The organism is Nocardia sp. NPDC058705, from assembly GCF_042749305.1.
GTDB lineage: Bacteria > Actinomycetota > Actinomycetes > Mycobacteriales > Mycobacteriaceae > Nocardia.
In genome coordinates, this window is sequence record NZ_JBHYRN010000006.1 from 153,494 (window position 1) to 172,027 (window position 18,534).

Annotated in this window: 18 protein-coding genes and 1 pseudogene; 16 read left to right on the top strand and 3 right to left on the bottom strand. The window is 63.7% G+C overall.

Annotated elements, in window-relative coordinates:
* Nucleotides 1-64 precede the first annotated feature (64 nt).
* The 7 genes from ACFW6D_RS11095 (at nucleotide 65) to ACFW6D_RS11125 (ending at nucleotide 5,949) form a co-directional block, all read left to right on the top strand.
* Nucleotides 65-1,042, top strand: a complete 978-nt coding sequence (locus ACFW6D_RS11095) for an ABC transporter substrate-binding protein (RefSeq protein WP_379327062.1) — start codon at nucleotides 65-67, stop codon at nucleotides 1,040-1,042.
* 38 nt (nucleotides 1,043-1,080) lie between these two features.
* Nucleotides 1,081-2,430, top strand: coding sequence for a SagB family peptide dehydrogenase (locus tag ACFW6D_RS11100; RefSeq protein WP_379327064.1), 1,350 nt, complete (start codon nucleotides 1,081-1,083; stop codon nucleotides 2,428-2,430).
* 46 nt (nucleotides 2,431-2,476) lie between these two features.
* The gene (locus ACFW6D_RS11105; protein WP_379327066.1) at nucleotides 2,477-3,442 is read left to right on the top strand and encodes a hypothetical protein; all 966 of its coding nucleotides are present in this window, start codon (nucleotides 2,477-2,479) and stop codon (nucleotides 3,440-3,442) included.
* A gap of 684 nt (nucleotides 3,443-4,126) precedes the next feature.
* The gene (locus ACFW6D_RS11110) at nucleotides 4,127-4,711 is read left to right on the top strand and encodes an ADP-ribosyltransferase (protein WP_379327068.1); all 585 of its coding nucleotides are present in this window, start codon (nucleotides 4,127-4,129) and stop codon (nucleotides 4,709-4,711) included.
* On the top strand, nucleotides 4,708-4,860 hold the full coding sequence (locus ACFW6D_RS11115) for a hypothetical protein (protein WP_379327070.1): 153 nt from the start codon (nucleotides 4,708-4,710) through the stop codon (nucleotides 4,858-4,860). Before ACFW6D_RS11110 ends, ACFW6D_RS11115 begins: the two co-directional genes overlap by 4 nt.
* A 265-nt stretch (nucleotides 4,861-5,125) precedes the next feature.
* On the top strand, nucleotides 5,126-5,632 hold the full coding sequence (locus tag ACFW6D_RS11120; RefSeq protein ID WP_379327072.1) for a YbaB/EbfC family DNA-binding protein: 507 nt from the start codon (nucleotides 5,126-5,128) through the stop codon (nucleotides 5,630-5,632).
* Nucleotides 5,629-5,949 (top strand): type VII secretion target, encoded by a 321-nt coding sequence (locus ACFW6D_RS11125; protein ID WP_379327074.1) that lies wholly within the window; start codon nucleotides 5,629-5,631, stop codon nucleotides 5,947-5,949. The genes ACFW6D_RS11120 and ACFW6D_RS11125 overlap by 4 nt, the downstream gene beginning before the upstream one ends.
* Nucleotides 5,950-7,400: 1,451 nt before the next feature.
* On the opposite strand, the gene ACFW6D_RS11130 is transcribed toward ACFW6D_RS11125, so the two are convergent.
* The 3 genes from ACFW6D_RS11130 to ACFW6D_RS11140 form a co-directional block, all read right to left on the bottom strand.
* Nucleotides 7,401-7,859, bottom strand: a complete 459-nt coding sequence (locus ACFW6D_RS11130; RefSeq protein ID WP_379327163.1) for a hypothetical protein — start codon at nucleotides 7,857-7,859, stop codon at nucleotides 7,401-7,403.
* A 243-nt stretch (nucleotides 7,860-8,102) separates the two neighbouring features.
* Nucleotides 8,103-8,321, bottom strand: coding sequence for a hypothetical protein (locus ACFW6D_RS11135; protein ID WP_379327165.1), 219 nt, complete (start codon nucleotides 8,319-8,321; stop codon nucleotides 8,103-8,105).
* A gap of 103 nt (nucleotides 8,322-8,424) precedes the next feature.
* Entirely contained in the window at nucleotides 8,425-8,862 is a 438-nt protein-coding gene (locus ACFW6D_RS11140) for a hypothetical protein (protein WP_379327167.1), read from the bottom strand.
* Between ACFW6D_RS11140 and ACFW6D_RS11145 the strand changes: the two are divergent.
* The 9 genes and pseudogenes from ACFW6D_RS11145 to ACFW6D_RS11185 all read left to right on the top strand — a co-directional run.
* Nucleotides 8,863-9,288 (top strand): annotated as a pseudogene (locus tag ACFW6D_RS11145) (toxin glutamine deamidase domain-containing protein); the annotation flags it as partial.
* 100 nt (nucleotides 9,289-9,388) lie between these two features.
* A complete protein-coding gene (locus ACFW6D_RS11150) occupies nucleotides 9,389-9,916 on the top strand; it encodes a hypothetical protein (RefSeq protein WP_379327169.1) in 528 nt (175 codons plus the stop codon).
* A gap of 293 nt (nucleotides 9,917-10,209) precedes the next feature.
* Nucleotides 10,210-13,302, top strand: a complete 3,093-nt coding sequence (locus ACFW6D_RS11155; RefSeq protein WP_379327155.1) for a toxin glutamine deamidase domain-containing protein — start codon at nucleotides 10,210-10,212, stop codon at nucleotides 13,300-13,302.
* 14 nt (nucleotides 13,303-13,316) lie between these two features.
* A complete protein-coding gene (locus ACFW6D_RS11160) occupies nucleotides 13,317-13,697 on the top strand; it encodes a hypothetical protein (protein WP_379327076.1) in 381 nt (126 codons plus the stop codon).
* Between the two features lie 298 nt (nucleotides 13,698-13,995).
* Complete coding sequence (locus ACFW6D_RS11165) at nucleotides 13,996-15,096, top strand: hypothetical protein (RefSeq protein ID WP_379327078.1); 1,101 nt, start codon at nucleotides 13,996-13,998, stop codon at nucleotides 15,094-15,096.
* A gap of 319 nt (nucleotides 15,097-15,415) precedes the next feature.
* Nucleotides 15,416-15,952, top strand: a complete 537-nt coding sequence (locus ACFW6D_RS11170) for a DUF3558 domain-containing protein (RefSeq protein WP_379327157.1) — start codon at nucleotides 15,416-15,418, stop codon at nucleotides 15,950-15,952.
* Between the two features lie 47 nt (nucleotides 15,953-15,999).
* Nucleotides 16,000-16,359, top strand: coding sequence for a hypothetical protein (locus ACFW6D_RS11175; RefSeq protein ID WP_379327079.1), 360 nt, complete (start codon nucleotides 16,000-16,002; stop codon nucleotides 16,357-16,359).
* On the top strand, nucleotides 16,359-17,750 hold the full coding sequence (locus ACFW6D_RS11180) for a hypothetical protein (protein ID WP_379327081.1): 1,392 nt from the start codon (nucleotides 16,359-16,361) through the stop codon (nucleotides 17,748-17,750). Before ACFW6D_RS11175 ends, ACFW6D_RS11180 begins: the two co-directional genes overlap by 1 nt.
* Complete coding sequence (locus ACFW6D_RS11185) at nucleotides 17,747-18,532, top strand: ESX secretion-associated protein EspG (RefSeq protein WP_379327083.1); 786 nt, start codon at nucleotides 17,747-17,749, stop codon at nucleotides 18,530-18,532. The genes ACFW6D_RS11180 and ACFW6D_RS11185 overlap by 4 nt, the downstream gene beginning before the upstream one ends.
* Nucleotides 18,533-18,534: the final 2 nt, after the last annotated feature.

Consider the following 18,534-nt stretch of genomic DNA (forward strand, 5'->3'; position numbering starts at 1 on the left):
ATGCTGGAACAGGCTCGTCAGAGCCGCTCGGGGACCACTTCCTCGATGTCGGAGGGACGCAACAATGACTGCTCGGACTTCACTCGGGTGGCGCCGCATGGCGGTAGCCGTGCTGGCAGGCACCCTCGCCTTCGGCGGTGCCACAGCCTGCGGCTCCTCCGAGGATGCGGCAACGGGCGGTGAAGCGGTGACCATCACCCACGCCCGCGGCGAAACCACCGTCCCCACCACCCCGAAGAAGATCGTCGCCCTCGGCAACCAGTGGCTCGACAGCTCCCTCGCCCTCGGCGTGGTCCCCGTCGGCTACATCGACAATGTCTCCGCCGTCTCCAAGAGCACCCCGCCGTGGACCCCGGAGTCGCTCAAGCAGTCCACGGCCCTCAACACCACCGGCAGCATCGCCGAGCAGGTGGCCGCTTTGGAGCCGGACCTGATCCTGGCCGATCCGTTCATCGCTGATCAGAAGACCTACGACGACCTGTCCAAGGTCGCCCCCACCCTTCCCGCGCTCACCAAGGACGCCGTCACCCCGTGGCAGGACCAGGTCACCGCACTGGGCAAGGTGCTGCACAAGGAGTCCGACGCGGGCGCGGTGATCAAGAAGGTCGACGACAAGATCGCCGCCATCGCCACCGCCAATCCCGGCCTGAAGGGCAAGACCTTCGCCAGCACCTGGCTCGCGAGCCCCGCGCAGCTGATGGTGCTGACCGACCCCAACGACGGTTCGGCGAAGGTGTTCACCGCGCTGGGCATGGGCATCCCCGCCAATCTCACCGCGATGCCCGCCAACCAGGGTCGCCTGGCGTTGTCGCCGGAGAAGGTCGACGAGCTAACCGCCGACCTGCTGCTGGCCGGCTACTCCCCCGGCCTCGACGAGAAGTACCGGCAGCTGCCGGGTTACGCCGATCTGCCGTCGGTGCGCAAGGGTTCGGTCGTGTTCCTGACCACGCAGGAGATCAGCGCGATCAACCAGCCCAGTGCATTATCGGTGCCGTACATGCTGGACAAGCTCGAGCCCGCGTTCGCCGCAGCCGCGAAATAGGTTCTGCCCCAACTCAAGTTCTACCCCGAGGATTCACCGTGCTCGCCTCCGCTTACCCCGCCCAGACCCGATTCGCCCTCCGTGCGGGCGTGACCTGCCTGACGACTCCCGCGGGCGCCGTGCTGCTGAATCCGCCGCGCAACGAGAAGCTGACCGGGCTGGGCGCGGGTGCGCTGCAGGCACTGAAAACCCTCAACCAGGGCCCGGCGACGGCCGCGGAGATGGCGACCGCCGCCGCGGGCGACGACATCACCGCCCTGATGCGCAAGCTCACCGACGGCGGCTGGCTCTCGGTGACCGTCCGCGACGGCGGCCGCGATCTCTACAGCATCCGCCCCTTCGCCGACCCCGCCCCGCGTCCAGAGGCCGCCCTTCCCACCTGGTCGGCGACACTGTCGAAATTCGCTGTCCTGCACCGTGACAGCCAGGGTTTCGTCCTCGAACACCCCCGGTCCTGGTGCGACCTTCGCATCCACGACCCGCGCCTGCTCGCCCTCCTCGACGGCCCGCTCGCCGCCGATTCCCCGGTGCCCGCCGCCGTGAAAACCCAGTTCATGGCCGATCTGCAGTGGTGCGGTTTCCTGGTCGACGGCGACGAGGAGGAGCGCGAGTTCACCACCCGCTCCTGGAACACCCCCGATCTGTGGTTCCACCGCCGCAGCACCCTCGGCGCCCGCACCATCACCTGGGACGACTTCGGCCCCACCCGCTGGGCCGACGGCCAGTTCCCCGAATTGCCCGCCCGCCGTGCACCATTCACCGGCGAACCGATCTACCTGGCGAAGCCGGACCTGGTCGCGCTGCGCGTCTCCGATCCCAGCCTCGCCGCCACCATCGAAGATCGCGTCTCCACCCGCGCCTTCGACGACGCCGCCCCCATCACGTCAGTTCAGTTGGGCGAGTTGCTGTTCCGCACCGCCCGCACCCGCGAAGACGGCTCCCGCCCCTACCCCTCCGGCGGCGAAGCCTACGAACTCGAGATCTACCCCGTGGTGCGCAACGTCGCAGGCCTGGAAAACGGCATGTACCACTACGATTCGGCCGACCACACCCTCCGCCTCGTCGCCCCCACCGACTCCCCCGCCGTGCAGAAGCTCCTCAAATCCACCTCGGCAACCCTGGCAGGCGGCGCGCAACCGCAAGTCCTGCTACTGGTTTCAGCCCGCGCGGGCCGCGTCATGTGGAGCTACGAACAGGTCGCCTACGCCAACATCCTCAAACACGTCGGCGTCCTCATGCAGACCGTCTACCTCACCGCCACCGCCATGAACCTCGGCGTGGTCGCCCAAGGTTTCAGCGACACAACAGCTTTCGCCGCCGCCACCGGCCTCGACGAACTCGAAGAATGCAACGTCGGCAGCATCATCGTGGGCTCCCCCGCCCGCTGATCCTGTCCGTCGCACCGACGAACTCGCATCAGGTACGTTCCTTCGAATGAGGGAACTCGCGTACACCGTCTCGCCCGACAGTGAACTTCCCTACTACGGGTCCGTGTCGTTGTGCGCGGTGATCGACAGTCCCGTCACCGCCATGGAAGCACGATTCTCGCAGGCCTTCAGCCACTCCCCGACCGGTGGCGCCTTTCTCCTGCTCGTGCTGCGAACGGGCGCGCCGCTCGGCCTGTTCGCGCCACCGGATCGCACCTGCGCCTATGTGGCGGTACGCGGGTACGGAGACGTGCGACCGCAGGTGGAGTTCCTGATGGAGGCGACGGGAATACCGCGAGAGTCGGTGCGCTGGTTGGCCCCCACCGATGCCGACAGCGACGGTCCGCGCGTAGTCGAAGGCTGCGACGCCCACCTCGGCCCGCCTGAACCGCCGTGGCTCGCCGAGGTGAACGCGTCGATATCGGCGGCATCGGATCCTCGGCTGCGACGAGAGCCGGTGACCTCACGCGCGGAGGCAAAGGAACTGTTCGGCAACGTGTTCGGAGCCGGTCGAGAGTTCGGCATGATCGAGTGCACGCACGGATGGGTCGGCCGGGCGGTCTTGACCGACGCAGAGATCGCCAGCGGGGCCGGACTCGGTCTCGGAAACTACGTGCTCAACAAGAAGACCGGCGCTATCACCGCACACCGGAGCCTGCCGCCCCACCTGATCGGCGAGGAGTTCGATGCGGCGATCGAAGCGGGCGAGCGAGTCGCCGGCTACCAGGTGTACCCACCACTTCAACGAATCGCCCTCTTTCGAACGTCCGAGGACGCCCGAACCGTCAACTACCGCGTCGAGGTCACCCGACTGGACCGACAGAGCGACACAGCCACCCAACACGTCGAGATCACCAAGAACCCGATCCGTCACAAACCGACCGACCGGACCTCCGCCGTCGCGACCTCCTGGGCCCTGATGCGCAAGAACACCACCGGCACCTGGCCCGCAGAGGGGACGTTCGACCACTAGACCTCACGACCGAAACGGTTGTCGCACTGCGACTTCACCACGCGTGACGCGGGGCGCCGCCGAAACCGGAACGCGCTCACGGCCAGACGTTCGCCAGAATAGACCCCGCACGCGGAAATGCCTGGCCGGAGCGAGAACTCAGTAGTTGCTCGCAAGGTCCAGAGTGTGTAGCGTCACACGAACAAGAACGGCCGCCCGGTGAGCTACCAACTCACCGAACGGCCTAGGTACGAAACAGTCACAGCTGTTCGCACCGTGGGATGAAATCCTACATGCAACGGCTCGGCGCACCCTGCGTCGGGCTTTCGTCGTTTCATGGGTGAAATCTGCCCCGACGACGGGCTACCTGTGTCGTGCCCTGGGCCGTGTGCCGCTCCTGTCGGTCGTTATCGGAGAGCCCGACCGAGGGACAGACAACCCTATTAACCCAGCCTCCTGCGAGCACCTTCGTCGTACGCCTCGCACGTACGCACCTGGTCGGTTCGGGAGTGCACACCTTCGCCCAGGTCCAACATCGCCACATGCCGAAACAGGCGTGGGGCCAATCGTGTTGGCCGAGGACGCAAATCGGGGTTCGGTGCGGGGAACCGGGCAGGGATGGTTACGACACCGGCACCCCTGGGTGCTCCTCGAGGTCCAACACAGTGCGGGCGAAGCCCGCTCCGTATCGAGCAGGAGGAAGCGATGGCGAGCTCTGATGAACCTGAGGGCTTCAGATTCGAGGAGATTCCCGTCGCCGGGGTAGCACTCGCCGGACAGGGGCCAGACCTACTCACCGGCCCCGAGCGCGACGCGATCCAGTCCTATGCGCTCAACGGGTTCGAACGGATCAATAAGGCTCTCTGGGATCAGACACCGATCGCCAACGCCCTCGCTCAGTGCATCGATGCCATCAGATCGGGCCTGATGAAGTATCCGCTGCCGACCACGGTGCGCGTCACCCGTGAAGATGAGGCACGCAACATGGGCATCGTCAGTGACGAGTCCGCCTATGCGCTGATCGACCGGAAATTCACGCACCTCGGATTCCTCTCCGCGAGCGGCACGACCAACCCTCCACGATCAACGAGACACACCGATCCGGTGATTCTGGACCTGATCGTTCCCGCAGGCACTCCAGCCCTGAGACTGGGTGAACTCGCCGAGATCCCAGACGAACGCGAGGTGCTACTCATCGACGCACGCAGCTACTTCGTTGTTGGCGTCGCCTGGGACCAGGCGCGTAGCATGTGGCGTATCCACGCGATTGTGACGGAGGACGAGCGATGAGTGCACTGACGCAAGAATCGTTGCGTGTCGTCGAGGTGGAGTTGTCGCCGGAGCAGGTTGAGGAGCATCGGCGCCAGGCCGAGAAGCTCCTTGGCAAGGCTCTTCCGCCGCGGTCCAAGACGGCTGCGGTCGGCTCGCGCTCCCGCTAGTCCTGGTCCCGTCGATCGAGCTCCCAGGGAGCACGTCCGGATCGACCTCGAACCCCATTCCCCACGAATCGACACCATCGGCAGATTGGCCCGCAACCACGTCTCGATTTCGCCGGTCTGCTCGGCGACCTACCCGGCAGGCGTCGAATGCTTCGGCTCCATGACGATCCCCGTCCTCGCGCGAGACGTGCGTCACATAATGCAACCGACGACGACTCCCGCGCGTCCAAACTAGTGACGTGCTTCCTGACAGAGCGAGGGTCTCATGAACGACGACTGGTCGGCTCCCACCCGGGCTGAGAACAACGCGTTGCGTGCGCAGATCGATTCGATGCTCGAGACCTTCAATGCCGAGAAGTCAGCGTTGCTCGATGCCCAGTCCCAGGCCGCCGAGTTGGTGAGCGTATGGTCCGCCGACGGGTTGGTGCGGGTGTCGGGGACGATCGCGGGCGTGTCGGAAGTCCATATCGTCGCCGATGCGTTCAAACGGACGACCCCGGAATCGTTGGGTAGCTCGGTCACCGAAGCCATCGCCGAACTGGCACGTCAGACCACGCAGGTCCAACAACAGGCATTGGGTTCGCTGACCGGGTCGATGCCGGATCTGTCGGACCTGGTCCCCGGCGCCCCGAGCATGAAAGACCTCATCGCCCAGCTGACCCCACCACCACCACCGCTGCCGGAGCCGGTAGTGGAGGCTGCCCCCAGTCTCGTTGATGACTCCGACGACGAAGAAGGCGATTACTTCCGTAACCGAAGCTATCTGCGATGAGTTCGGTCAACGTTGATCCCGAAGCGTTGCGTAATACCCAACCGGGATTCGTTGCGGTCGCATCCACGATCACGACTGCCGCCCAAGCGTTGGCCGCGGTCATCGCCGCGGAGGGTGAGTGCTGGGGTGGTGACGAGGTCGGTTCCGCGTTCGCCAAGAACTACACCCCCGGCGTCGACCCCGGCCAAAAAGCAGTGACCGGGTTGGCGACCACGATGACCCAGCTGGGCGAGAACATGGTCACCGTCGCGAACACCTTCCAAAACCAAGACACCACCCAGGCCGGCGCTATCGGCCAGGCAGCGGGTTCGCTGTAAATGGGCATCAATATCCCCGGCGACCTGCAATGGGTCGCGCAATACGTTCTCGGAGCCGGTGATTGGCCCGACGGTGACGAAACCGCGATGCGAAGGGTCGCTGATGGGTGGACCGCGATGGCCAACACCCTCAACACCGTCGACGACGATGCCGCCAAAGTGCTCAACGTGGTGCTATCGGCGATCTCCGAAGGCGAAACACACACCTCGATCGCTACCTTCCGCGACAAACTGTTGTCCGGTGACGAGGCCACCTTCACCGCGGTCCGGAAATGGTGCGAAGCCCAAGCCGAGATCCTCAACGACGGCGCCAACGACATCGAGCACACCAAGCTCGTGATCATCGGCACGATGATCGTGACCGCGGTCTCGCTCGTCGCGGCCCTCGCGACCTCCTGGACCGGTGTCGGAGCGGCCGCAGGTGTCGCCGCACGAGTCGCGGCGCAGGTCGCGATCCGTGCGGCGATCAAACAACTCATCGCCCGCATGCTCACCCGCGCCGCCGCGAAAGCCGCCGCTCGACTGGCGTTGCGTGGCGCGGCATTCGAAGCGTTGGAAGAGGGCGGCCTCGATATGGCCGCCCGATTGATCCAGGTCGCCAACGGCGACCGCACCGGCGACAAGTTCGGTTGGCAGGACTGGAGTCTGGCGACTGTCGGTGGTGCGGTCGGCGGCGCGGTCGGCGGTGTCCTCGGCGGCGGGACCGGCGCTCTCGGTGATGTCGCGTCATCGACCGCGGGTAAGGCCGCGACCAAGGTCATCGGTGGCACTGCCACCGAATTGGGTGCCGACGTGTCGGCCCAGCTTGCTGCAGCTGGTATGGGTGCGGCTTTGTACGATCGGGAATTCCAGCTCGATTTCGGTGTCGATACGTTCACCAGCGCTGGTGCCGGAGGTGTACAGAGCGCACTGGAATCTGGTGGTAGCGGCGGAAATTCCACGGCCCCAACCGTTCCCGGACTAGATACCGAAGCACCTGGTGCGACCTCGCCTGCGGGGACTGACACACCGCCAGGGGGCGGTGACCCATCGCCAACCGACAACGGTAGCCCTACTGATGGCGCCCCTACGGCCCCGGCCGGGACCGATACCAGCAGCCCGACCGACGGTGCTCCCACCGCACCGGCTGGAACCGACACCGAATCCCCATCGGCACCCACGGGCGAACAGGGCTCAGCGGCCAACGGAGCATCCTCTCCACAGAGCGGCGCGCCCGACACACCCACAGGAGGAACTCCTTCCGCCGAAACTCCGAATAGCAACGGCGCGAACGGATCTCCCGCTCCCGGCGACTCAGCATCGCCGAATTCGAATACCCCGAACCCTGGAGAAACCGCCCCGCCATCCACCCCGAACGGCGCAGCTTCCCCGGAGAGCCCTTCAGGCGACGCCACCCCATCCAGTCCGAACCCGAGTAGCACCACCGACACTCCGCCGACGAACGACACCACTCAGCAACCTCCAAATAGCAACAGCCCCACCGAAAACCAGGGACCGGCCGCGGCAACGCCATCAACGCCCGCCGAGTCCGGCACGCCATCGCCCAGCAGCGCCGCTGCCGCAATCACCCCAACAACCGAAACACCCAGCACACCCGACACGTCACTGGACCTCCCGTCCCAAGACACCCCGGCCCAGAACCCTCCGACCGATAACAGCCCCGCGAATCCCACTACCGGACAGCCGAATCCGCAGCAGACAACCCCGAATGACGACGGCGCCACCGCGATGCCGCCCGCGAACCCCCCGACAACATCGCCAACGCACGCAACAACAACCACAGAGGCGACACCCCAACAGCCGACCACACCGACCGCCGCCTCACCCTCGATCCCGACGACCAACCCCAGCAGCACCCCTTCCGACACCACCCGCCCAACATCCACAGACACATCGACCGCCACCGCCACCACAGCAACGGCTCCTCCACCTCAAACCGCAAACCCGACGCCCACAACGACTCCCGCCCCGCCCAGCACTCCGCCGACACCCCCGATCACCCAAACCCCGATCTCGACACCGTTATCGCCTAGGTCGACCACAACACCCCCGGTAACCACCGGCGCTCCACCAACGACAACGCCGTCGAACACGCCTGGCACCACACCCAACCCCACCCCTGCACCGGTCACACAGCAGCCGTCTTCCCCGACTCAACAGCAGACGCTCGGTACCAACCCCACCCCGCCGAGCTCACCCAACACCCACCAGCCGTTCGGGCCGAACTCCACACCGACCAGCAGTCCCAGCCCGCCGAGCATCACGAGTCCACCGCCCGGAAATCGGGCCCGCGAACTCCGTGAATCGTTGCGTAACTTGCCGTCCCAGGACGGTCGAACCACTGCGGTCGACGCGAATCGGAGCCCGTTCATCCAGCGTCCGCCCGCCTACCGAATTCGCCGGTTCCACCTGGGCGGAAACCGGTGGGTCGCCGTCGCCACGATCCGCGCGCATATCCCCAACGCCCACTTGATGTCACCTAACGACCTGCGTCAAGCAATGGAGAACATCCAGGCGACCGTCGATGCGACGTTCAACAACGGCAGCCCTCTGCTCAGTGACGATCGTTTCCTGGTCGACGTGGAATTCACCAATGATCCCGCGTCCGCCGACACAAACCTGGATCCCAGTCGGCCGACCGGCATCGCCAACGCGCTCCGCGACCACATAGGCTTGTTCCCCGCTCCGCCCGGACAACTCCTGAGCCCGAACGATCTTCGCGAGATCAGCAATGACATCGCCCGCGCGAATACACCGTCGAGAATCAGTGATCCCGCAGATTCCCGAGTGATCGATCATCGCGAACTTACCGACGTCGAGGACCCCCAGTACCAAATTGACGTCGAAGACTCGCTTCGCGCAGGTAACGGCTTCATCCAGGGCGCGGACCCCCGCACCCACCCGTACGGACATCTGACCAACGATGGCGGACGCAGTGTCCCAGGCCGCGGCAACAACTGCCTTGACTGCTCACTGTCCGCCTTGTCGTCGTTCTTCGGCCTTCCTCGAGTGTCCGCGCCCCGGTGGCCCGACCGGACGCCGAATGGCGAGTTGGACAACGTGTCAGGAGAATGGAACGGGCGGGGACGTGCCGCAGCCTGCCTGGGCGCGGAATGGGCGTCGTTTTCGGGAATGTCGATTCCGGACCAGTACCAGGCCTTGCACGACTACGTCGCCGGCCTCGGCCCGGGTTCTGCGGCCATGGTCGGAACCAGGTGGCATGCGCGTGACGCCAACGGCAACAAGCTCTACAACCAGGACGGTTCACCCGTATTCCGCGGCGGTCACGCCACAGTGATCGTCTTCCCGCCGGGAGCAACAGGCCCGGTGTGGTGGGATCCGCAGTCCGGTCAAACATTCGACGCTCCACCGCCTGACCTGACCAACAACTCGGCGGCCTTGGAGTGCATACCCATCGACGCAAACGGAGGACCGACTCATGGCGGAACCAGTACCCACCCGGGAACAGGCCAGACATTTGCTGGCCCAAGTGTTCGGTCCGAGCCCGGAGTACAGCATTCTGGAGGGCAAACACGGCTGGGTATGCCAGCCGATGCTGTCGCCGCAGGAGGACGCCCAGCGGGGGATGGGCTTGGGGAATTACGTGATCAACAAGCATACGGGGGTGATTACGGCGCACTCGAGCATGGCGATGCCGGTGATCGCGGAGGAATTCGACGCGACGACGGAAGCAGGCCTACCTCCACAGGGCTACCAGGTGTTCCCGAAACAGCGCCGAATTCACCTGACTCGACGGTTCGAGGATCAGAACACGATCGTGTACCGAGTGCACCTGACCTTCTTGGCGAGCCCGGACGATCCGGGGATCACCCAGGAAGTCGAGATCACCAAGAATCCGATCCGCCACCGTCCGACGGACCGCGTCTCGGCGGTAGCGACGTCGTGGGCGTACGAGCAGAGTCAGAACACGGGGATGTGGCCCGAGGAGGGGACGATCGAGCAGTAGGCGATCGACCGAGCGACTTCACTGCTCCGGCGACCGCGCCCCAAGCCTCGCCGACCACTCCAGAAGCCACGTCGAACCCGACAGATGGCCCGAAGACGCCTACCAGCCAGACCCAAACATCACCGCCCCCGTCGACCCCTGGTACGTCCCCAACACCCGTCAATGACACAACGCCCACCTCCCACCAGCCGTCTACTCCAACGCAATCAACCCCGACTCCGCAGCAGGTAGACAACGCCAACCAGTCACGTTCAGCCCGCGAGAACCTTCGTTCCCAGCACCCTGACGGCGGAGTGCGCCATGTCGGCAACCCGCAAAGTGGCCGAAGCTTCACCTGGAGCAGGTTCACCAACGCGTTCGACGCACCGGTGTCGATGCTCCGAATCGGAATCCGCGTAACCGGTACCGGCAACCTCGATCCCGCGGTCGTCCAAGCGCTGCTCGAGCGAGCACAATTGGCCGTCGACCTGCATTTCAACCGTGGCGATCGACTCCTGTCCGGCGACTGGATGATGGTCGACCTGGTCCCAGTCAGCGACCCGGCCGCGGCCGACATGACTATCGATCTCGATGCGGCGAGCCCCCACAGCACATCGATCGACGCCGACTTCGACACCCTCACTGAGCTACTGAGAGAACAGCTCGGATTGCCTCCCAACGGCACCGACCTGGATCCGAACGACCTACGCGAACTGAGCAACAGCATCGCTCGCGCCAATACACCGGCAGCGCTGGACGGCCTGCCCGACACCCGGGTCGAAGGCCCGAAGGCACTCGACAGTCTCGAACAGGCCGAATACCAGCACGACGTGGAAGACGCTCTGCGCGACGGCAACCGGTTCTTGGTCGGCGCCGACCCGCGAACCAACGACTACGGCCACCTCATAAACGACGGCGGACCGGATGAACAGGGTCGAAGCAACAACTGCCTCGACGGGTCACTGGCCGCACTGTCATCGTTCAACGGCAGACCCGAAGTCGGTTCACCGCGCTGGCCCGACCTCGACGACGACGGCGAACTCGACACCAGAAGGGGCGAGGAAGACGGAATCGATCGCGCGACAGCATGGTTGGGCGGTACCTGGCAACTCGGCGACGCCAACCAGGCTGTCTCAGCTCAGTTCCAGGCGCTGCACGACCAGATCCGCAGCATGGGCCCCGGCGCGTCAGCACTGGTCGTCAACACCTGGCACGCGCGAGACAGCGATACCGGCGAACTGCTGTACGAGTCGGATGGGTCGCCCCAGGTCGACGGCTCGCACGCGACTGTCGTCGTCTATCCACACGGTGCCACGGGGCCAGTGTGGTGGGACCCTCAATTATCGGCATACTCGGAAACCCCGCCGCATTATCTGACCAGCGGAACGGTCGAACTCTGGTCGATGCCCGTCGATACGCAAGGAGTAGCAAATGCCGGTTCCACCGCTGGTCACCAAGGAACAAGCGCAGGCATACCTGGCGGCAGCGTTCCCAACCCAGACGTTCTCGGTGATCGAGTTCAACCACGGGTGGGTCTGTCGACCGGAGCTGAGCCCGGAACAGAAAGCAGCGGGCCAGGGACTCGGCCAGACGAGCTACGTCCTCAACAAGCAGACCGGGATAGTGACAGTGCATCCGAGCCTGCACCCGTGGACGATCGGGGAGAACTACGACCAGGCGGTCGAGACCGGCCAGCCGGTGAACGGCCGACAGATCTACCCGAAACGCCGACAGGCGAACTTCCAGCGCCTGGCCGAGACTCCCGAGACGATCACGTACCAAGTGACAGTGACGTCGCTGGAGAACCCGACGGAACCAACCGAGACCTACCAACTGACCTTCGACAAACAAACCCTGAAGCGGGACCAACACGGCCCGATGGACTCACTGGTGATCTCGAAGGCACAGTGGCTCAGCCGACGGCAGCAGAGTTGGCCGAGGGACGGGACGATCGAGGATTAGTCGGCCAGACCGGATCTGATCAGCCAAGGATCGCTCTGGACGTAGATGACGGAGCGACCTCAATTGACTCCGACCAGGAATGGAGCCAGTCAGGCGCAGCGATGCGTCCACACGACCCAAGTTTCGACGACGCGTGGGCCGCCGAGGCATACGACCATTTCCGGGCTTCCGACGACGACGTCCCACGAATCGCGGCAGCGTTGGCCGATGTCCAGAGGTCTGACGGGTCCACTGGATTTACTGACAGTGAGATCGCCCAGATCAAGAATCACCTGATGCGCGAACAGCACCTCCTTCGCGATTACGACACCGGTGGCTTCGTGCTCGGTCGGTTCGATCCGTCAGCAGATCAGGCCGAGGCGTGGATTCGCCTTATTGCAGGTCGACCATTGTCCCAAGACATCGTGATGCTCGAACACGAGTTGACCGAGTCGAACTATATGCGCGCTCACCCCGACTCGACCTACCCCGATGCGCACGCCGTAGCCAACCAGCAACACAATTGGCAAGACGACATCCCTGCTCGCACCGGCGAGCGATACGACCAGACGTTGGAGACCGACAATGGCACTACTGGTGTTCTTCGACCGGGTGCAGGAGACCTCGACGCAAGTCGAATACCGGTTCGGGACGACGGAGACGGACCGCGACCGCACGTTGGTGATCGACAAGCAGACTCGCGAGTTCAAGACAACCAACAGCCCGATGGACGGGATAGCACGGGCGACAGCAGGCCGAATTCTGCACAAGCTCAGGACGGAAGGGTCCTGGCCGAAGGGAGGACTAATTCAGTCCTGAGCCCGGATCCAGACGTCCGTCGGATCGACACCGACGAGGATGGCCCGCCTGCTGATGATCCTCGACGTTTGGGAAGAACTCACCCCAACACGGCACCCGATCACGCTCCTCCGCCGGACACTTCCCAAGGACCCGACGACTCACCGACCCAACCGCTTCCCGTACTGTCGGCGATTCCGTTGTCTGCACGCCTGCAAGGATATTTCGACATTGGGGAAAGTACTCCCGCCGGTCGGTCCTACTTCGAGGAATCCGACTCCGAAATGAGAGAGTACGCCCAGTGGGTTGGAGCGTTGCCCAACTTCTACACCATTGATATGCACGGAGATCCCGAAGCAGTCTTCATCGGTGATGATGAACTTTCGCCGGAAGACCTCGCCGCGCTCATCAGAGCCGACCCACGCTGGCAAAATCGCTCGATCCGGTTACTTTGCTGCGAGACTGGCCAGGGTCAAGATCCTTTCGCTCAGCATCTTGCCAATGAATTGGGCGTTCAAGTGTGGGCACCGAACGAGGTTGCTTGGACCGACGAGGATGGAACTGTCGTGGTCGCGACCGAGGTCGAAGACCCGTTGACCGGCGAAGTTGATGCAAAAGATCCGCCGGATGGAGACTGGATCTTGTTCGAGCCCGAGAACCAGCAGTGAGGAGATTCTGCATCGTGAAGTTTTCTCGACCATTTGACGGAATAGACGACAATGGCGCGCCGATAACGGCGTCGAGACGGATAGTTGCAGACCCCGCGGAAAAAGAGAGAATCTTGGAATTCCTCAGAGGGGGGTCACCTATCCGAGCAGCCAATGGAAAATCCAAAGACCAGATCGACCCATCAAAAGGGAAGGTCGTTCCACGCATTTTCAAAACCGATGGTGAATGGATTTGGACGGCAGCATCGAGGTACTACTTGGAAGAGTACGGGATAGCGCCCGAGGAAGAGTTTCTGTCGCATATGGAATCATGCGACCATCAGGCCGCTACTCCCGATGCTCAAGCGCGAGAACGCGCCGTACAGGAGCTTGCCGCTCGCAGGAAAGGTAAGTAGCAGCTTTGGCGATCTACCTAGTTTTCAAACTTGCCTCAGAAACCGATGACGAGGTGATATATGAATTCGGCGGAGCGGAACGAGAATTCGATCAGACGGTAAGGATCCATAAGTCAGATTATACGGTAACGTTCGCGGATGGAAAAGAAGACAGGATGGCCGTACTGGTAGCCGGGATGGCTATTTCCCGGCACCGTACTGATGGGACATGGATGAAGTTCGGTAGCCGTCAGTCCTAGGTGCCAGCTTACGTACGGCACAGTAGGCGCAGGTGGGCGCAAGTATAGATGGAGCTCGGGTGGAACACAGTTGGCGGGAAATAGTTACGGTCATATTCTATCGGACCCAGTTCGAGAAAGAGCTAGGCGACGATATAGTTCACAGAATTGCGAACGCACTGATCGTAGAGCCGCTCAGAACGTACACCGCCGAAGAAGAATACGCCGCGCTCCGCGAAGGCCTCACGATTTCTGCGCCTCTTCCGACAGTCGTGGAGATGAAGCAAAGCCCCGGCGAGCTGTATCAGTTTCTGTACCGCATTGTCGACCAGATGGACGCATTGCGCCCTTGGACAGATCCAGAGTACGTCCAGCTTTCGAGCGACTGGCTTCCGGCCTTCGCCGGAGCACAACCAATCGCACGCATTGCATTATCGATGAACAACATCGAAGGCCGACTGGCCCGTCGATTCGATCGCGATGACAGCGGCGCCGTATCTCTCGTGCTACGCCTGCGATCAGGCGCCGTCATCGGCTTCTTCTCGCCATATTGGGAGAGCAGCGATGATCCCATGGTGGCCAGCGGAAACCCGGACCACGATCCGATGGGTGCCCTCCGCGAACTGACCAGCACCGGCAGGTTGGGATGGGAGAGTATCTTCGTTCTCGACAGCGAGGACGCACGGTGCTCGCCACTCGCTACTCGATATGAGACGACGCCAATTCAGGCCACCTTCCGGGGTGAGCACCTTGTCGATAATTCCGTTTGGGGAAAAACGCAAGTCCAATATCTGGACTACAACGAGCGTCAGCGCTTTCGGTTGCACGGCTACGACGGATTGTTACACACCGTCGGAGGAGATTTGTTCGACACCACGTCTGCACAAACCTTGTGGACTCCGCAGGGAGGTCGAGCGATCTTTGCCATGGATCAAGACGGCAACCTGTATTCGGCCCCATTTCATATCCTCGGAAAGTTCCATCACTCGAGCTTCCTGGCGGGAGCGCCGGCCGCAGGAGCCGGAGAAATCGCAGCACGCGATGGGAAAGTCATCATGATCAGCGACCACAGCACCCACTACCAACCCACTCGAAAATTCACCCGACAGGTTCTGGACAGCCTACGTCGCCAGGGTGCGGCAATCGATGACAACCAAGTTGAGTATCACTCTGCTGTCTGAATATCGAACGATCACAGCCAACTGCGGGGTTTCGGGGTCGGCGGGGCGGAGGTCGGAAAGGCCGCGCTGTAGGCGGCGATCCGGCCCCGACGGGGATCCTGTTCGCTCGTGACGAGCTAGAGACCAGCACCGACCGCCACCGCGTCCTCGTTGGCGTCCATGTTCCTGGTCCTACCTGCGGCGTTGGGAATTCCCAACGCGTTGTGAAGACTGGTTGTGATGGGATGGAACCGACCAGCTTCGGGTTGCGTCTAAGTTGATGTAGGCGGGTTGCTGCCGTGTCCGACCAGGTAGGAGTGCTGTGCGAAGCGTTGTGGTGATGCGGGCTGTGGTCTGCGGTGCGGTCGGGGCGGCTGTGCTTGCGGGGTGCGGGGGGACTGAGGAGGGGTCGGCTGGGCCTACGACTTCGGACGCTCTCGAGCTGTTCAATCCGTGTCGGGGGGCGTTGTCGGATGAGGTATTGCTGGGTGTGGGGCTCGATCCTGCGTCGAAAGGTATCTTGACCGATCCGCCGACCGGCGTCTCGGCCTGGAGGGCCTGCGACTGGATACCGCTAGACAACCGGTACGGATCCGGGTCCCGGAGTGTCATGGTGATGTCCACGAGTCACACACTCGAGGAAGCACGCGTGAAGGCGAGTGCCGAAGTCATTCGAGACACGACCGTCAACGCGCGGCCCGGCCTGGTGTCGAAGGAGAAGGGCGATCCAGATGCCTGCTACGTGTCCTTCAAGGCCGAACAGGGCATGTTCGAAATCCGCACCTCATGGTTGAGCACAGAAGGACCTCGGGTCGGAGATCTTTGCGGAATGACAGAAAAATACGCTGCGGCAATTGAACCGCACCTACCGAAGTAAGCCCGGGGGACCAGATGACGCAGGACCACGCCACGTATTGGCGAAACATGAAGACTCAAGCGGTCAACGGTGAGTTCAAGCTCGACGAAGATCTAGGTGAAGCGCTCGCCGGTGTGGTCAGCCAATACATCACAGACCTGGAGCGACAGAAGACATATGCGCAGGCTCTCAATCGCCTGACCGGTTGGGGTAGCCTCCCGTCCGCCGACGCCATCCGTGCCAAGTACGAAGCCAAGGCAGTGGCAGGAGGCGGCGGCGATGCCGACGACTCCGCGGTGAAACGCCTGGACCAGCACATCGCCATCGCCCGCGACCAGCGCGACACCTTCCTCGCCGCCATCGGCAAGCTGCAAGCCGTCGACCAGCAGACCGCGGGCGCCCTCGGCGCGACGGGGGCGAGCATCTGATGGGCTTCTGGGATATCCCCGGCGACATCGGCATGTTCGTCTTCCACGTGGGCACTGTCGGTGGCTTCAAGATCTTGGACAACCACGACCGGTCTGACAACGCCGACGAGCAACGTCGCGATGCGGACAACGAGGGCAAACAGAAGTGGGAGGGCGACCGCAGCATCATCGGTGCCGAATGGTCGCGGTTGCTCGCTGGGACGAACGTGACGATGGAGGGGGAGAAGGTAGTCCCGGAGCCGTTCAGCGCCTGGCCACACAAGAGGATCTGGGATGCGTTGAACCCGGAGAACGGTCAGCCGGGCGTCGATGCGGGGCAGATCAATGCCAGCGCCGATGGTTGGCGGCGGCTTACCACGGGAACCGAGACCGCGGTCAACAACTACCGAACGAGTTTCGAGCGAGTGCTGTCCGAGAAGTGGTCGGGCGCGTCCGGAAACGCGGCGATCGACGGGGTGAAGAGCTACACGGCCGAAGCCGCGAAGCTGCCCGCCACATTCCAGATGGTCGCCAACGGCATCGACTACATGGAAGGTGTTCTCGGACAGGCGAAGATCGCCATCCCGAAGCCGGAGGAAGTTTCCTCCTTCGACGAGTTCGTCAGCCATATACCAGGTAACGGCGTGGTCAAAGCAGCGAAGCATCGTGCCAGTGAAGCCGAGGAAGACGCCCGGCTGTTCATGATCGGCACCTATCAGCCCGGTTCGATCACCGTCGACAAACAGACTCCGGTCTTACCCCTGCCCCACAACAATATCGGCGATCCGGGCAGCGTCCCCGACGGCGGAGACAACGGCAACAACGGGGGTTCCAACGGCAACAGCGGCGGCAACAATGGTGGCACCCCATCGACGAATCCCGCTGGCACGCAAGAGACCCCGGCAACTACTGAGCCCCAGTCGACCGACCCCGGTGACGATCAGGACGACGACGACACCAGCAGCGACGACACCACGCCCAGCTCTACCGACCCATCCGCGACCACACCCGCCGGAACCACTCCGGCCGGAACCGGCACGCCGACCACGCCGGGCGGCGGATCGCCTGGTTCCGGTTCGCCGGGTTCGGGCTCGCCGGGTTCGGGTGCACCCGGATCCGGAGTTCCGAGCGCTGGCGCACCAGGTGCCGCCGTGCCGGGCACTCCCGGCGGTGCGGGCGCGGCCGCAGGGTCGGGCAATCGCGCGGGAACAGCTGCAGGCACAGGCGGCAGGGGCATGAGCGGCATGCCCGGCATGATGGGTGGCGGCGGCCGTGGCGGCGGCCGTGGCGGCGGCAAAGGCGACGACGACAGCGAGCACGCCATACCCGATTACCTCATCCAGGATCGAGAAGACGAACTCATCGGGCTGCTCCCGCCGACCCTTCCGCCGGGCGGGGTGATCGGCGCGTGAGCTGGAACACCGCGACAGAACAGCGCATCACGGGCCGCTGGGACCTCGACCCCCACGCGTTCGCGATCGGACTCGAGGCCCACGGCCGCGACCGCCTCCCCTACCCGCTGACATTCCAGCCGGAGTTCGCCGAAACCTACGAGATCCACGAGGAACGTCGCCAGGCCGCCTTCACCAGGTTGCAGCAGGTTTATGACGACGGTCTGCACAAAGTGTTCCGCGCACTGCTCGAACCCGAGGTTCGCGTGGAGATCGAGGGATTGCACGGTCCCGGTCAGTCCGAGGCGGTCCGCGTGTTCGCCGGGATCATCGAGGACCACGCCGCTCTGGCCGTCCAGGCATCCGGCCCCACCCGCGAACTGGGTGGCGACATCGCATTGAGCGTTGTTCCGCTGACAGAGTTGGCCGCCGCCATCGTCGCGAAACTTCCTCGCGCACAAGGTGGTTCCACACCTCGCTTCGAGGGTCGACGCAGCGACCTCGACGCCGCCACCTACGCCCGCCACCCCACGCGCCTGTCCCCCGTCGAGCAAACACAGCGATTCTTCCGTCGCCCCCGCACCAGCACCGGCGAGATCACGGTCTACCCGGGCTTCCAAGTGGATTCGCGCCCCTCCACCGACGGCAAGGCCTTTCTCTGGCTCGACTATCCGAACGACGGCCGCTACCTCATCCAGCACCACGACGCCGACAATTTCACCGTCATCCCCGGCCCACCCGCCGAACTCCAACACCGCCTGGCCAAGCACATCGCCATGTTCACCGAGCGGCGGCAAATATAACG

Bases quoted from the DNA above. Each gene is read 5' to 3' on its own strand.
- ACFW6D_RS11150 (WP_379327169.1), top strand. From the start codon at position 9,389: ATGGCGGAACCAGTACCCACCCGGGAACAGGCCAGACATTTGCTGGCC.
- ACFW6D_RS11120 (WP_379327072.1), top strand. From the start codon at position 5,126: ATGAACGACGACTGGTCGGCTCCCACCCGGGCTGAGAACAACGCGTTG.
- ACFW6D_RS11135 (WP_379327165.1), bottom strand. From the start codon at position 8,321: ATGAACGGGCTCCGATTCGCGTCGACCGCAGTGGTTCGACCGTCCTGG.
- ACFW6D_RS11170 (WP_379327157.1), top strand. From the start codon at position 15,416: ATGCGGGCTGTGGTCTGCGGTGCGGTCGGGGCGGCTGTGCTTGCGGGG.
- ACFW6D_RS11180 (WP_379327081.1), top strand. From the start codon at position 16,359: ATGGGCTTCTGGGATATCCCCGGCGACATCGGCATGTTCGTCTTCCAC.
- ACFW6D_RS11125 (WP_379327074.1), top strand. From the start codon at position 5,629: ATGAGTTCGGTCAACGTTGATCCCGAAGCGTTGCGTAATACCCAACCG.
- ACFW6D_RS11175 (WP_379327079.1), top strand. From the start codon at position 16,000: ATGAAGACTCAAGCGGTCAACGGTGAGTTCAAGCTCGACGAAGATCTA.
- ACFW6D_RS11095 (WP_379327062.1), top strand. From the start codon at position 65: ATGACTGCTCGGACTTCACTCGGGTGGCGCCGCATGGCGGTAGCCGTG.
- ACFW6D_RS11110 (WP_379327068.1), top strand. From the start codon at position 4,127: ATGGCGAGCTCTGATGAACCTGAGGGCTTCAGATTCGAGGAGATTCCC.
- ACFW6D_RS11115 (WP_379327070.1), top strand. From the start codon at position 4,708: ATGAGTGCACTGACGCAAGAATCGTTGCGTGTCGTCGAGGTGGAGTTG.
- ACFW6D_RS11140 (WP_379327167.1), bottom strand. From the start codon at position 8,862: ATGTCCGTACGGGTGGGTGCGGGGGTCCGCGCCCTGGATGAAGCCGTT.
- ACFW6D_RS11105 (WP_379327066.1), top strand. From the start codon at position 2,477: ATGAGGGAACTCGCGTACACCGTCTCGCCCGACAGTGAACTTCCCTAC.